We start from the raw sequence: 14,267 nt of genomic DNA on the forward strand, positions 1-14,267 counted from the left end.
CTCAGGCAACACACATGTCGAGCCGAGTCGGTTACCGGTAGGTAAGGGCTACACTGGCGACCCGTGATCAGCACCTCGAATGTCTCCAAGTCCTACAAGACATCCACCAGGCCGGCGTTGGACGACGTCTCGGTGTCGGTGGACAAGGGCGACTTCGTGTTTCTCATCGGACCGTCGGGATCCGGGAAGTCGACGTTCATGCGCCTTCTCCTGAAGGAGGAGACACCCACCTCCGGCGACATCCACGTCGCGGACTTCCACGTGAACCGGTTGTCCTCGCGGCGCGTGCCGAAGCTCAGGCAGAGCATGGGGTGCGTGTTCCAGGACTTCCGTCTTCTGCAGCAGAAGACGGTCGTGGAGAACGTGGCCTTCGCGCTCGAGGTCATCGGCAAGCCGCGATCGATGATCAAGCGGACGGTGCCCGAGGTCCTGGATCTGGTCGGGCTCGGCGGTAAGTCGGATCGACTGCCCACGGAGCTGTCCGGTGGTGAGCAGCAGCGCGTCGCCATCGCCCGGGCCTTCGTGAACCGCCCACTGGTGCTGCTGGCCGACGAACCGACGGGAAACCTCGATCCGGACACGAGCCAGGACATCATGATGCTGCTCGAGCGGATCAACAGGACCGGAACGACGGTGCTGATGGCAACGCACGACAACCACATCGTCGACTCGATGCGTCGGCGGGTCATCGAACTGGACAACGGCAGAGTGGTGCGTGACGAGGCCCGAGGGGTCTACGGCGTCGGTAGGTAGTACGCCGCCGCACTTCTGCCGCCACGACTACAGACATCGACGACTACATACATCGACGACTGCAGACACCACCGAAGGGCCCGGATTCCCCGATGCGCGCAAGTTTCATTTTCAGCGAAGTCCTGACCGGACTTCGCCGCAACATCACCATGACCATCGCCATGATTCTGACGACGGCCATTTCGCTCGGTCTGTTCGGAGGCGGACTGCTCGTCGTGCAGATGGCGGGCAAGACGCAGCAGATCTTCCTGGACCGCGTCGAAGTACAGATCTTCCTCACCGACGACATCTCGGCGACCGATCCGGACTGCGCGGCATCCACGTGCTCGACGTTGCGCAGTGAACTCGAGCAGACACCGTCCGTGGTGTCGGTGCAGTACCTCAACCGCGACGACGCAGTGAAGGATGCGACCGAGCGCGTGTTCAAGGATCAACCGGAACTCGCGGAGCTGGTCAGCCCGGACAGCTTCCCGGCCTCGTTCAAGGTCAAGCTCAGTGATCCAGAACGCTTCGGTGTCATCAACGACAACTTCGCGGGCCAGCCCGGAGTGCAGAGCGTGCTCAATCAGCGAGATCTCGTCGAGCGACTGTTCAGCGTGCTCAACGGCGTTCGCAACGCGGCATTCGCCATCGCGATCGTTCAAGCCGTCGCCGCTGTTCTGTTGATTGCGAACATGGTTCAGATCGCAGCCTTCACCCGGCGTACCGAGGTGGGAATCATGCGACTCGTCGGTGCGACCAGGTGGTACACCCAGCTGCCGTTCCTGCTCGAAGCCGTGGTGGCCGCACTGATCGGGTCCGGTCTCGCGATTGCGGGGCTGTTCACCGCGAAGAACCTCTTCATCGACGACGTGCTGTCCGAGGTGTACGACGCCAACATCCTCGCCCGAATCTCCAACAGCGACGTCTTGCTCGTCTCACCGTTCCTGGCGCTCGTCGGCATCGGCATGGCCGCGGTCACCGCGTACATCACGTTGCGGCTGTACGTCCGCGAGTAGGTTCCCGATCCGGCCGATTCCATCCGGAAGAAAAGTGCTTGCGACACGGTTCTATGCTGGAGCGGACAGCGCGAAGAGCGCGAACGCACGGACGAACAGCGCTCGAGAAAGGGCCCTGAAGTGAAAGAGAAGGGCCGCAAGGCCATTGCGACGAACCGCAAGGCTCGCCACCACTACTCGATTCTCGACGTCTACGAGGCCGGTATCGCGCTCGTGGGCACCGAGGTGAAGAGCCTGCGTGAAGGCAAAGCGTCGCTTGCGGACTCGTTCGCGACGGTCGACGACGGCGAGATCTGGTTGCGCGGGCTGCACATCCCCGAGTACACGCAGGGGAGTTGGACCAACCATGCGCCCAGACGCACCCGAAAACTGTTGCTGCACAAGCGCGAGATCGAGCGGCTCGTCGGGAAGACGAAAGAAGGGTCACTGACCCTCGTACCGTTGTCGATGTACTTCTCCGACGGCAAGGTCAAGGTCGAACTTGCCCTCGCGAAGGGTAAGCAGGACTACGACAAGCGTCAGGACCTGGCCCGTCGCACCGCCGAGCGTGAAGTGACCAGGGAACTCGGCCGCCGTATCAAAGGTATGCGGTGAGGGGGTATGCGGTGAGGGGGGCATGCGGTGAGGGGGTATGCGGTGAGGGGCATGCGATGAGGGGTTCGCGCTGACCGCGATCCTGCTCGCACTCGTCGCTGCGGTGGGATACGGCGTCAGCGATTTCGTCGGGGGTGTCGCGTCCCGTCGGGTGGCGGCCCTGCGAGTGGTGATCGTCTCCTACCCTTTCTCATTGGTGATCGTGCTGATCGTGGCGCCGTTCGTCGGGGGCCAGATTTCGTGGGTGCCCATTCTGTGGGGCTTGGCGTCGGGAGTGGCAGGTGGCCTGGCCGTCTGGTGGTTCTACCTCGCGCTCGCGTCGGGCCCGATGGCGGTCGTGTCACCTCTGACTGCCGTGCTGGTGGCGGGTATACCCGTCGTCGCCGGGTTCGCGATCGGGGAGCGTCCGGGCGCGCTCGCGTTCGTGGGTATCGCATTGGCGTTGATCGCGGTTCTCCTCGTCAGCAAGGAGTCTCCCGACGACACGACGGGTGAAGTAGCCGGTGGTCGCGAGATGAAATTCACCCCGACGGTGGCGTGGTTGACCGTCGGATCGGGTGTCACGTTTGCGCTCGCGTTCATCTGCCTCCATCAGATCGGCGACGGATCGGGATTGTGGCCGCTGGCTGCATCTCGCGCGTCGGCGACGGCGGTGGTGTGGTGTGTAGCGCTCGCCTCCGGTCATTTCACGCTGCCGCACGGCAGTGTGCTGAAGCTCGCTGCGTTCGTCGGCATTCTCGACGTCGTGGCGAACGCCGCTCTGCTCTACGCGTACCAGGGCGGGTTGCTGTCCTTGGTCAGTGTCATCGCATCGCTGTATCCCGCGGCGACCGTGCTCCTGGCGATGGTCATGCTCGGCGAGCGTGTCGGCAGACTGCAACAGGTGGGAATGGTCGTCGCTCTCGGCGCGGTGGGTCTGATCGCCCTGGGTTGATCGTCCAAGATCGATCGTCCAAGGTTGATCGGCCTGGTGAGATCGGGTTGAGATACCCCCGCGGGGGTATCGATAGACGATGAACGCCAACAGCAGCCCCGATGCCCGCCGTGTCCTCGTCACCGGAGCGACCGGTTATCTCGGCGGCAGGCTCGCTCCGCGACTTCTGGACGCGGGATTCACGGTTCGTGTGCTGGCCCGCAATCCCGACAAACTCCAGGGTGTGCCGTGGGCGGACGACGTCGAGATTGCCCAAGGAGATCTCGGTGACCGCGATTCCCTGAAGAAAGCGTTCGCCGACGTCGATGTCGTGTACTACCTGGTGCACTCGATGGGTTCCGGCGGCGGTGACTTCAAGAAAACCGAGCGTGAGAGCGCCGAGAATGTCGCTGCGGTCGCTGCGGAGGCCGGCGTGTCGCGGATCGTCTACCTCGGCGGGCTGCACCCCCAGTCTGGGGAGCTTTCCGAGCACCTGGAATCGCGCGCCGAGGTAGGCGCGATTCTGTGCGAGTCCGAAGTGCCGACCTTCGTCCTTCAGGCCGGAGTGGTGATCGGTGCAGGCTCGGCGTCGTTCGAGATGATTCGTCATCTCACCAACCGGCTGCCGGTCATGACGACACCGCGCTGGGTCCACAACAAGATTCAGCCGATCGCCGTGCGCGACATCCTGCATTACCTACTCGGAGCAGCGGACGCAGACCTTCCGGAGAGCAGGACCTACGACGTCGGCGGCCCGGACGTGATGGAGTACGGCGAGATGATGAACATCTACGCGGACGTTGCAGGCCTACGCAAGAGACAGATGGTGGTACTGCCGGTTCTCACCCCACGGCTGGCCGGACACTGGATCGGACTGGTGACTCCGATACCGAGGGGACTGGCGATGCCGCTCATCGAATCCCTACAGTTCGACGCGGTGGCACACGAAACCGACATCGACTCCGTCGTCGAACGGCCGGAGGGCGGTCTGACGCCGTACCGCGATGCAGTTCGGCTGGCGCTACGCACCATCGACGACGGCGAGTCGGAGTCGACGTGGACGTCGACCGTGTCTGCCCCGTCGGATCCTCTTCCGTCCGACCCCGATTGGGCGGGAGAAACCGTCTTCACCGACGTGCGCAGCGTCTACCTCGGAAGCGGGGCCGACGAGATTCGCAGCCGCCTGCACAAAGCCGTTGCGACGGGCAGCGCCGAGAACTGGCAGATCGAGCGCAGTGATTCGGACGGTGACATCAGGCTACGTTCCACTGCCAAGTTGCCCGGGAACGCGTGGATGCAGTACTCGGCGGTGTCTGCAGGCGGGGGAACGCGGCTCGAGCAACGTATCGACTTCTTTCCTCGTGGCCTCGCGGGCCGCGCGTTCTGGTACGGGTCGTTGCCTGCTCGAAAGGTTGTCGCAGGCCGTCAGTTGCAGCGCGTCGTGGCTGAAGTCGACCGCGCATAGCGACGCGCTGCGTATATCGGGATGATTCTGTTCGGAGGACGCGTTACACTGACAAGCCCCGGCAAAGTGCTGGGGACGTACGGGGCTGAACGGTTTCGACTCTGTATGTTGAGTCAGGGGAAGCGTGTCGGTGCAGGCGAGAGACCACCGTAAGCGTCATCGCAAATATATAAGCGCCGATTCCAATCAGCGCGACTACGCACTCGCTGCCTAAGTAGCGACTGCGTGTCTGTCAGTCCGGGTTCGCCCTCGACCCGGGTACTGGCATCAGCTAGAGGGCTTACCGATTCACTCGGCCACGGAGTGATGAGGAACATCAAACAGTGGCTGGGATCGTCATCCTGGCTTGTTTGCGAGATCAGGAGATCCAAGTAGAGGCATAGCAGACTGCACACGGAGAAGCCCTGGTGATACAGCGGAGGACCCGGGTTCGATTCCCGGCAGCTCCACCGAGACCGGGTCGGAAAGCACACGCTTTCCGGCCCGGTTTTTTCTTGCTCGAAGCCTGTAATTCACCTCACAATCGCCTTGCATCGCAAGAATCCAACCCGTGGCAGCGATGGTGTCGAATAGTGATCATGAGCAAGATCGCCACGCCGAAGTTGTGGTCCGGCCCCAGTCCGCGCGGCACTGTCCGCGCCGTCGTCCTCGTCCTGCACGGAGGCAAAGTGGACAGCCACGCGCCCAGTAGGCCCTGGCATCTGTCGGGACTGCGCATGTGGCAGTTCACGTGGGCGCTGCGGCGTGCAGGCCGAGCAGATGGCGTAGCAGTACACCAACTGCAGTACCGGTTCCGCGGATGGAACGGTGTCGAACGCAGCCCCGTTCGTGACGCCCGGTGGGCGTTGCTACGGATTCGCGACGAGCACCCCGGTGTGCCGGTGGTAGTTGTCGGGCACTCGATGGGCGGGCGGACGGCAGCCGCCGTCGGGCACGATCCCGGGGTCCTGGGCATCGTGGCGCTCGCGCCGTGGTGGCCCGACGGCGACGAGCTGGCGAACGTCCAGTCCGACCGACCTGTGAGGGTCCTCCACGGGCGCGACGACAGTTGGACGGATCCGCGAAGGTCGTCGGCTGAAGTCGAGGCCGCACGCAGGCGGGGTGTAGATGCAACGTTCGTGGACATGGACGGCGGTCACTTCATGATTCGAAAGTCCCGCACATGGGTAGAGACAACGACGAAATTCGCGATGGACATCATCGCGCGTGTCCCCTCCGAAGAAAACGGAGTGTCGTCGTGACGCGTCGGCGTGTGGCGGTCGTAGGTAGCGGTGTCGCGGGTTTGACTGCGGCATACGTGTTGTCGAAGTCCTCGCACGTGACTCTGTACGAGGCCGACGACAGGCTCGGTGGTCATGCTGACACACACGATGTGAACGGCATCGGCGTCGACACCGGGTTCATCGTCCACAACGACCGGACGTATCCGACTTTGCTGCGTCTCTTCGCCGAGTTGGACGTGCCCACGCAGGAATCCGACATGAGCATGTCGATTCGGTGCGACGGGTGTGGCCTCGAATACTCCGGCGGTCAGGGGATCCGAGGGATTCTTCCGTCGGTACGGACTCTCGCCCGCCCTCGGTACCTGAAGATGCTCCGCGAAATCACCCGATTCCACCGCACAGCGACGGACGTGTTGCGAGCGACCGACAGTACCGTCGCCGACGAAACTCTTGCCGACTTCCTCGGTCGCACGGGCTTCTCCGATTACTTCACCGCGCACTTCATGGCTCCACTCGTCTCGGCGGTGTGGTCGTGTGATCCGGGCACTGCGCTGAACTATCCGGCGCGATATCTGTTCACCTTTCTCGAACACCACGGCATGCTCAGCGTGACGGGCTCTCCGGTCTGGCGCACGGTGACCGGTGGCTCGGCGCGCTACGTCGAGCGCGTCGCCGCGCACATAGACGAGATCCGCACGAGTTCACCGGTCCACGCGGTGTACCGACACTTCGGCGGTGTCGACATCCGCGACTCTCGCGACGTGATGGAACGCTACGACGCCGTGGTCATCGCGGTACATCCCCATCAGGCACTGAAGATGCTCGCCGACCCGACCGCACTCGAGCATTCGGTGCTCGGGTCGATGCCGTATTCGATCAACCGAACTCAACTCCACACCGACGAGGCGGTGCTTCCGGCGACGCCGCGGGCGCGGGCGTCGTGGAACTACCGCATTCCGGAATGCGGAGCGCAGCCGGACAGCGTTCTCGTCAGCTACGACATGACGAGACTGCAGCGGCTGGAAGGCTCGCAGCGATTCCTGGTGACGCTCGGTGGATCTCACGTCGTCGACCCGTCGACCGTGCTCGACGAGATGACGTACGAGCACCCGCAGTACACGCCCGCGTCGCTCGCAGCTCAACGCAGGCTCCCGGAATTGAACACCGACACGGTGGCTTTCGCGGGTGCATACCACGGATGGGGTTTCCACGAGGACGGCGCGGAATCGGGTCGGGTGGCTGCCGAACGTGTGGGCGGGCAGTGGACGTGACGTACACCGACGCCATCTATTCGACGACCATCGTTCACGTGCGTACGGCGCCGATACGAAACAAGTTTCGCTACCGCAGTTACAGCTGGTTCGTCGACCTCGACAGTCTGCCCGCGTTGCCTCGGTGGATCCGGCCACTCGCGACGTTCCACGCGAGCGATCACATCGGTGACCCCTCGAGGTCCATCCGGCAGAACATCGACGCGTTTCTGGCGGACCACGGCATCGACCTCGGCGGAGGACGCATCACGATGCTCGCCAGCGCCCGGGTGCTCGGACACACGTTCAACCCGCTCAGCGTCTTCTGGTGTCACGACAAGGAGGACCGGCTCGTCTGCGTCGTCGCGGAAGTCCACAACACCTACGGTGAGCGATACGCCTACCTTCTGCACACCGATGACGTGGGCGCGGCGCGAGCACGCAAAGAGTTCTACGTCTCGCCGTTCAACGACGTCAGTGGCGAATACCGGATGAAACTGCCTGAGCCGGACTCGACGCTGGCGCTCTCCATCGTTCTCGAACGCGAAGGCGCACCGCCGTTCGTGGCGAGCGTGACCGGCCGCCGCACGCCTGCCACCACTCGGTCGGTGGTGGCGTCTGCAGTCTCGGTTCCGCTCGCACCTTTGCGAGTAGTGGCACAGATTCGCTGGCAAGGAATTCGGCTGTGGGCGAGAGGTCTACCCATCGTTCCACGTCCGAAAGCACCCGCTGTAGGAAGGGCAACACGATGACAACCGTCGTTCGATCGAAGTCCGACGTGGACATACAGAACTGGCCGGGTATCGCATTCGTGCCGGCAGGAACGAAGGCAAAGATCGCGGCGCCGGTCGCCGACTTCTTGTTTCGCCGCGCAGTAGGAACGCTACCGCTGCGGGCGCGTTTCGCCGACGGCAGCGTAATCGGTGGGGGTGGCCCCGAATCCCCGGTGATGCACATCGTGCGGCCCGCCGACTTCGCAGCGCGAGTCGGCCAGAGCGGACTCATCGGTTTCGGTGAGGCGTACATGGCAGGGGACTGGGATGCAGAAGACCTGACTGCGGTACTCGAAGTGTTCGCCACGCGGATGGCAACGTTGATTCCGAAATCGCTGCAGCGTCTCCGTGGCCTGTACGTGCCGAAACCTCCGCGTGCGGAGCGGAACACGACCGACAACACTCGGTCCAACATCTCGCGACACTACGACCTGTCCAACGACCTGTTCGAGTTGTTCCTCGACGAGACCATGACGTATTCGAGTGCGCTGTTCGCTTCCGGAGGCACCCGTGAGGACGGCGAACCGCTCGCGGAAGCGCAGCGGCGCAAGATCGACAGATTGCTCGACCGCGCCCGCGTCGAAGAAGGAAGCCGCGTACTGGAAATCGGCACGGGCTGGGGTGAACTGGCCATCCGTGCGGCGGCGCGGGGGGCGACGGTGCGCTCGGTGACGTTGTCCACCGAGCAGCAGGAACTCGCCTCCAAGCGCATCGCCGACGCTGGATACTCGGAACGGGTTCAGGTCGATCTACTCGATTACCGCATGGTCGACGGCAATTACGACGCGGTGGTGTCGGTCGAGATGATCGAGGCCGTCGGACACGAGTACTGGGGTGAGTACTTCCGGACCATCGACCGAGTGCTTGCGCCCGGTGGCCGAGTCGCGATTCAGGCGATCACGATGCCGCACGACCGGATGCTGGCCACCCGGAACACCTATACCTGGGTGCACAAGTACATCTTCCCCGGCGGTTTCCTGCCGTCGCTGCGCGCGATCGACGAAGTGACCGAGAATCACACGACTCTTCGTGTGCGCGAACGATTGTCGATGGGCGACCACTACGCACGGACTCTGCGGCGGTGGGACGAGGAGTTCGCCGCCCGGCACGCCGAGACAGCCCAGTTGGGTTTCGATCGGACATTCGACCGAATGTGGCACTTCTATCTGTGCTACTCGGAAGCAGGCTTCCGCTCCGGGTATCTCGACGTACAGCAGATCGTTCTCGACCGTAGGGGAGACAGATGAGCACCGCCGGAGTTGCACCGCGGATCGCGGAGTTGGTGGCGCCGTACGTCGGAGGGAATCTGCCGGTGCGCCTGCACGCATGGGACGGCAGTGTCGCGGGGACCGTCGGTGCCCCCGACGTACACCTGAAATCGCCGAACGTTCTACGGCGACTGCTGTGGAACCCGGGGGAGTTGGGTGCGGCCCAGTCCTACGTTCTGGACGAACTCGACGTCGACGGTGACCTCGGTGCCGCGCTCGCCCACGTGTGGGGCGAAGTTCGAGCGAGGAAGCTGTCGGCCATTCGTCCGTCACCCGCGGCGCTGCTGAAGCTCGCCAAGTTGGCCCGTGAACTCGGAGTGTTCGGTCGTCCCCTCGCCCCACCCGCGTCGCAGGCGGTCGTCAAGGGCAGGCTGCATTCGCTGGTGCGGGACCGGGCCGCGATCAGCCACCACTACGACCTGTCGAACGACTTCTACGAACTGGTGCTCGATTCCCACATGGCGTACTCGTCGGGGTACTGGACGTCCACCGCGCCGACGTACACCCTCGACGACGCACAGACGGACAAGCTCGACCTCGTGTGCCGCAAGATCGGCCTGGACACTGCTCCCGGTCAGCGTTTCCTCGACGTGGGCTGTGGTTGGGGTTCGTTGAGTCTGCACGCGGCGCAGGAATACGGCGCCCACGTCGTCGGCGTCACGATCTCGCGTGAGCAGAAGGCGTTCATCGACAAGCGAATTGCCGACCGAGGACTACAGGACCGCGTCGAGATCAGGATCCAGGACTACCGCGAGATCCCCGACGGTCCGTTCGACGCGGTCGCGTCCATCGAGATGGGCGAGCACGTGGGAGAGTCGAACTACCCCACGTACACCGCTGCGTTGCACCGCAACGTGCGGCCCGGCGGGCGGGTGCTGATCCAGCAGATGTCTCGCAAAGAAGGCGACAACCCGGGCGGAGGTGCGTTCATCGAGCAGTTCATCGCACCGGATATGTACATGCGGCCCGTCGGTCGAACCGTCGCGATGATCGAGGAAGCCGGACTCGAGGTCCGCGACGTTCACGCGATGCGTGAGCACTACGTGCGGACGGTCGACGTGTGGACCGAGCGATTCGAGGCTCGCTGGAACGACGTCGTCGAGCTGGTCGGCGAGGAGGTCGCACGCGTCTGGCGGCTGTATCTCGTCGGCGGCGGTATGGCGTTCCGCGAGGGCCGCATGGGTGTCGACCAGATTCTGTCGGTGCGCCCCGAACCCGACGGGCGGGTCGACCTCGACCCCGTTCGACCGGTATGGGTGGGCCCGAGACCGTGAACGGGTTCTTTCGGTCCGAGTTCCTGATCGTCTCCGCCTCCTCGCTGCTGGCCACCGCCGTTCTGATGGTCGTCACCGCACTCATCGGCAGCAGAATCGGGCGGCACAGCGTCGTCGACGTGACGTGGGGTGGAGGTTTCGTCCTCATCGCACTCGTGTCGGGCGTGGTCGGAACCGGTGAGGGATGGCGCCGACTGTTGGTGACCGTCATCGTCGCCGTATGGGGACTGCGCCTGGCGTGGCACGTGTTTCGCCGGTCGGTCGGCGGTGGTGAGGACCCGCGGTACGAGGAGCTGCTGTCCAAGGCCACGGGAAACCGGACTCTGTACGCCCTCCGCAAGATCTACCTGACGCAGAGTGCGGCGCTCTGGTTCGTCTCGTTGCCGATCCAGGTCTCCGCCGTCGCGCAGTCCTCCGTACCGGTGACCGTGGTCGTCGGTGTACTGCTGTGGGTTGTCGGACTGGCCTTCGAAGCGGTCGGTGACGCGCAGTTGAAAACGTTCAAGGCGGACCCGTCGAACAAGGGCAAGATCATGGACCGCGGTCTGTGGTCGTGGACGCGTCATCCGAACTACTTCGGCGACGCCTGCGTGTGGTGGGGCATTTTCCTCGTTGCGGCGTCGGCGTGGCCTGGGGTGGTCACGGTGCTCTCGCCCGTCGCGATGACCTATTTCCTCGTGTTCGCGACGGGCGCGCGACTGCTGGAACGCTCCATGGAACGACGGCCGGGATACGCCGACTACCAGCGTCGAACGAGTTACTTCCTGCCTCGCCCTCCGAAATCACCCCGCACTTCCTAACCGCGCCCCGCCGCGTTCTCGGTCAGCGATTAGAGTCGAACTCGCCGGCACAGGGTGAGAACAAGGAGGCGCATCGTGGCGCACGAACGAGCTGGAACAATTGCCCTTCCCGAGGACCTCGTGGATGTCGCGCAGTTGATCACCGCCTACTACTCGCGGACGCCCGACGTGTCGGATCCCGGGCAACAGGTCGTGTTCGGAACCTCGGGACACCGAGGCTCCAGCCTCGACTCGGCGTTCAACGAACGACACATCCTGGCGACGACCCAGGCGATCGTCGAATATCGCGCGGCCCAGGGGATCACAGGTCCGTTGTTCATCGGCCGTGACACTCACGCGCTGTCCGAACCCGCCTGGACCACGGCGCTCGAAGTACTGGCCGCCAACGACGTCACCGTCCTGGTCGACTCGGGGGACCGCTACACACCGACTCCCGCTGTGAGTCACGCGATTCTGCGGTACAACGCGTCGGGACCGGAGCGCCGGGCCGACGGGATCGTCGTGACCCCGTCCCACAACCCACCGCGTGACGGCGGCTTCAAGTACAACCCGCCCCACGGCGGGCCCGCCGACAGTGACGCCACGTCGGTCATCGCAGCCCGAGCCAACGAACTTCTGCGCGCCGACCTCGCCGGGGTGCGGCGGGTGTCCCTCGACACCGCGATGCGCACCACCGTCGAACGCTACGACTACCTCGGCACGTACGTCGACGACCTGCCCAGCGTCGTCGACCTCGACGCCGTTCGCGCTGCCGGTGTTCGGATCGGTGCGGATCCGCTCGGTGGCGCAAGCGTCGACTACTGGGACGCGATCGCCGAGCGTCACAATCTCGACCTCACCGTGGTGAATCCGCTCGTCGACTCCACGTTCCGTTTCATGACGCTCGACACCGACGGCAAGATCAGAATGGACTGCTCCTCACCGAACGCGATGGCGTCGTTGATCGCAGCTCGGACGTCGTACGACATCGCGACCGGCAACGATGCAGATTCCGATCGTCACGGGATCGTCACGCCCGACGGTGGACTGATGAACCCCAACCACTATCTGGCGGTGGCGATCGACTACTTGTTCACGCATCGTTCGGGCTGGTCGCCCACCGCGCGTGTCGGTAAAACCCTTGTCTCGTCATCGATGATCGACCGCGTGGTCGCCGGACTGGGTCGGCAATTGCTCGAGGTCCCCGTCGGTTTCAAATGGTTCGTACCCGGCTTGCTCGACGGCGATCTCGGATTCGGCGGGGAGGAGAGCGCTGGGGCGTCCTTCCTGCGTACCGACGGCCGCGTCTGGACGACCGACAAGGACGGAATCATCCTGGCACTGCTCGCGTCGGAGATCACCGCAGTCACCGGAAAGACACCCTCTCAACGCTATTCGGAATTCACCGCCGAGTACGGCGACCCGTCGTACGCCCGGGTCGATGCACCGGCCACCCGCGAGCAGAAGGCAGTCCTCGGCAAGCTGTCTCCCAGTCAGGTGACCGCAACCGAACTCGCAGGTGAGGAGATCACCGCCACCATGACGACGGCGCCCGGCAACAACGCAGCCATCGGAGGGCTGAAGGTCACCACCGAGAACGCGTGGTTCGCGGCACGGCCCTCCGGCACCGAGGACGTCTACAAGATCTACGCCGAATCGTTCCGAGGAGCCGATCACCTCGCTCAGGTTCAGTCAGCGGCAAAGGAATTGGTGTCTCAGGCCTTGAACGAGTCGTGACGGAAGGTACTCGACAGGAAAGCGGGCGCTCGCCGGTTTCGTCCGAAATCTGGGTGTTGATCTCGGCAAGCTTCGTCATCGCCCTCGGATTCGGCATAGTCTCGCCTGCGCTCCCGCAGTTCGCGACGGAGTTCGGAGTCGGCGTGTTCGCGGCGTCCGCCGTCATCAGTACCTTCGCGCTGATGCGTCTTCTGTTCGCCCCGGCAAGCGGGACGCTGGTACAGAAGCTGGGGGAGCGCCCGATCTACCTGTCGGGTCTGCTGATCGTCGCGCTGTCCACCGGTGCATGTGCGTTCGCCCAGACTTATTGGCAGTTGCTCGTGTTCCGTGGGCTCGGCGGCATCGGGTCGACGATGTTCTCGGTGTCCGCTCTCGGATTGTTGATCCGAATGAGCCCGCCCGAGAGCCGTGGGCGAATTTCCGGCTTGTACGCCACGAGTTTTCTGCTCGGATCGATCGGTGGTCCGCTGTTGGGGGGAGCAGTCGTCGGACTCGGTCTGCGTGCGCCGTTTCTGATCTACGCGGTGGCGCTCGTCGTCGCCGCGGCCGTCGTGTTCTTCGCGCTCGGCGACGTCGACAACGAGAAGGCGAGCACGGACTCGGCGGTCCCCGTTCTCACACTCCGGGCAGCGTGGGCGGTGCCCGCCTACCGAGCGGCACTGGCGTCGAACTTCGCGACAGGCTGGGTGATCTTCGGTGTGCGGGTGGCGTTGATTCCACTCTTCGTCATCGAGGTACTCCAGCGTTCCGCTGCGGTCGCGGCGGTGTCGCTGGCCGTCTTCGCCGTCGGCAATGCGATCGTGCTCACCACCGCAGGTCGTCAGTCGGACCTCCGTGGGCGTAAACCGTTCGTCGTGGCAGGCCTGGTCGTCGCGGGCATCGGTACCGCAGGGATCGGGCTCACCGACGACATCGCGCTGTTCATGGCGTTCTCTGTCCTCGCAGGCATCGGATCCGGTCTGATGACACCGGCGCAGCAGGCGTCCATCGCGGATGTCATCGGGTCCAAAGCGCGCGGCGGACCGGTGCTGTCCACCTTCCAGATGTCCGCGGACGTGGGTGCGATCCTCGGCCCGGTGGTCGCAGCCAAGATCGTCGAGGGGGCGTCGTACGGCACCGCTTTCGTGGCATCCGGCGTGATTCTGCTCGCGGCAGCCGCATGGTGGATCACGGTCCCCGAGCCGGGAGGCAGGAAGAGCGCCGCAGCCCCGGCCACGTGAGGCTTTCGTATCATGTGCAC

The 14,267-nt window shown here is 64.2% G+C and carries 13 protein-coding genes and 1 other RNA gene; all 14 read left to right on the plus strand.

What is annotated here, in order from left to right; genetic code table 11:
- Nucleotides 1-63: 63 nt before the first annotated feature.
- A complete protein-coding gene (gene ftsE, locus ACFULT_RS24255) occupies nucleotides 64-753 on the plus strand; it encodes a cell division ATP-binding protein FtsE (RefSeq protein WP_378482758.1) in 690 nt (229 codons plus the stop codon).
- A 92-nt stretch (nucleotides 754-845) separates the two neighbouring features.
- Nucleotides 846-1,751 carry a permease-like cell division protein FtsX gene (gene ftsX / locus ACFULT_RS24260; protein WP_037111067.1) on the plus strand — a complete coding sequence of 302 codons (906 nt, stop codon included), beginning with the start codon at nucleotides 846-848 and terminating at the stop codon, nucleotides 1,749-1,751.
- 120 nt (nucleotides 1,752-1,871) lie between these two features.
- A complete protein-coding gene (gene smpB / locus ACFULT_RS24265) occupies nucleotides 1,872-2,345 on the plus strand; it encodes an SsrA-binding protein SmpB (RefSeq protein WP_019666033.1) in 474 nt (157 codons plus the stop codon).
- Between the two features lie 82 nt (nucleotides 2,346-2,427).
- Nucleotides 2,428-3,279 carry a DMT family transporter gene (locus ACFULT_RS24270; protein WP_080733014.1) on the plus strand — a complete coding sequence of 284 codons (852 nt, stop codon included), beginning with the start codon at nucleotides 2,428-2,430 and terminating at the stop codon, nucleotides 3,277-3,279.
- Between the two features lie 79 nt (nucleotides 3,280-3,358).
- Nucleotides 3,359-4,723: an NAD(P)H-binding protein gene (locus ACFULT_RS24275; protein ID WP_378482759.1), complete on the plus strand. Its 1,365-nt coding sequence runs from the start codon at nucleotides 3,359-3,361 to the stop codon at nucleotides 4,721-4,723.
- 81 nt (nucleotides 4,724-4,804) lie between these two features.
- Nucleotides 4,805-5,175, plus strand: a transfer-messenger RNA (tmRNA) gene (gene ssrA, locus ACFULT_RS24280).
- Nucleotides 5,176-5,301: 126 nt separating this feature from the next.
- On the plus strand, nucleotides 5,302-5,964 hold the full coding sequence (locus tag ACFULT_RS24285; protein ID WP_378482760.1) for an alpha/beta fold hydrolase: 663 nt from the start codon (nucleotides 5,302-5,304) through the stop codon (nucleotides 5,962-5,964).
- Nucleotides 5,965-5,975: 11 nt separating this feature from the next.
- The gene (locus tag ACFULT_RS24290; protein WP_378482775.1) at nucleotides 5,976-7,217 is read left to right on the plus strand and encodes an NAD(P)/FAD-dependent oxidoreductase; all 1,242 of its coding nucleotides are present in this window, start codon (nucleotides 5,976-5,978) and stop codon (nucleotides 7,215-7,217) included.
- On the plus strand, nucleotides 7,208-7,948 hold the full coding sequence (locus ACFULT_RS24295; protein WP_378482761.1) for a DUF1365 domain-containing protein: 741 nt from the start codon (nucleotides 7,208-7,210) through the stop codon (nucleotides 7,946-7,948). The genes ACFULT_RS24290 and ACFULT_RS24295 overlap by 10 nt, the downstream gene beginning before the upstream one ends.
- On the plus strand, nucleotides 7,945-9,216 hold the full coding sequence (locus ACFULT_RS24300; RefSeq protein WP_037111060.1) for a cyclopropane-fatty-acyl-phospholipid synthase family protein: 1,272 nt from the start codon (nucleotides 7,945-7,947) through the stop codon (nucleotides 9,214-9,216). The genes ACFULT_RS24295 and ACFULT_RS24300 overlap by 4 nt, the downstream gene beginning before the upstream one ends.
- The gene (locus tag ACFULT_RS24305; RefSeq protein ID WP_094719021.1) at nucleotides 9,213-10,511 is read left to right on the plus strand and encodes a cyclopropane-fatty-acyl-phospholipid synthase family protein; all 1,299 of its coding nucleotides are present in this window, start codon (nucleotides 9,213-9,215) and stop codon (nucleotides 10,509-10,511) included. The genes ACFULT_RS24300 and ACFULT_RS24305 overlap by 4 nt, the downstream gene beginning before the upstream one ends.
- On the plus strand, nucleotides 10,508-11,311 hold the full coding sequence (locus ACFULT_RS24310; protein WP_378482762.1) for a DUF1295 domain-containing protein: 804 nt from the start codon (nucleotides 10,508-10,510) through the stop codon (nucleotides 11,309-11,311). The genes ACFULT_RS24305 and ACFULT_RS24310 overlap by 4 nt, the downstream gene beginning before the upstream one ends.
- 75 nt (nucleotides 11,312-11,386) lie before the next feature.
- Nucleotides 11,387-13,027 (plus strand): phosphoglucomutase (alpha-D-glucose-1,6-bisphosphate-dependent), encoded by a 1,641-nt coding sequence (gene pgm / locus ACFULT_RS24315; protein ID WP_378482763.1) that lies wholly within the window; start codon nucleotides 11,387-11,389, stop codon nucleotides 13,025-13,027.
- The gene (locus ACFULT_RS24320; RefSeq protein ID WP_094719019.1) at nucleotides 13,024-14,247 is read left to right on the plus strand and encodes an MFS transporter; all 1,224 of its coding nucleotides are present in this window, start codon (nucleotides 13,024-13,026) and stop codon (nucleotides 14,245-14,247) included. The genes pgm and ACFULT_RS24320 overlap by 4 nt, the downstream gene beginning before the upstream one ends.
- Nucleotides 14,248-14,267 lie beyond the last annotated feature (20 nt).

Origin of the sequence: Rhodococcus sp. NPDC057297 (assembly GCF_042667435.1) — a bacterium.
In the GTDB taxonomy this organism is placed as follows: Bacteria; Actinomycetota; Actinomycetes; order Mycobacteriales; family Mycobacteriaceae; genus Rhodococcoides.

Bases quoted from the DNA above. Each gene is read 5' to 3' on its own strand.
- ftsX (WP_037111067.1), top strand. From the start codon at position 846: ATGCGCGCAAGTTTCATTTTCAGCGAAGTCCTGACCGGACTTCGCCGC.
- ACFULT_RS24275 (WP_378482759.1), top strand. From the start codon at position 3,359: ATGAACGCCAACAGCAGCCCCGATGCCCGCCGTGTCCTCGTCACCGGA.
- ACFULT_RS24285 (WP_378482760.1), top strand. From the start codon at position 5,302: ATGAGCAAGATCGCCACGCCGAAGTTGTGGTCCGGCCCCAGTCCGCGC.
- ACFULT_RS24300 (WP_037111060.1), top strand. From the start codon at position 7,945: ATGACAACCGTCGTTCGATCGAAGTCCGACGTGGACATACAGAACTGG.
- ACFULT_RS24305 (WP_094719021.1), top strand. From the start codon at position 9,213: ATGAGCACCGCCGGAGTTGCACCGCGGATCGCGGAGTTGGTGGCGCCG.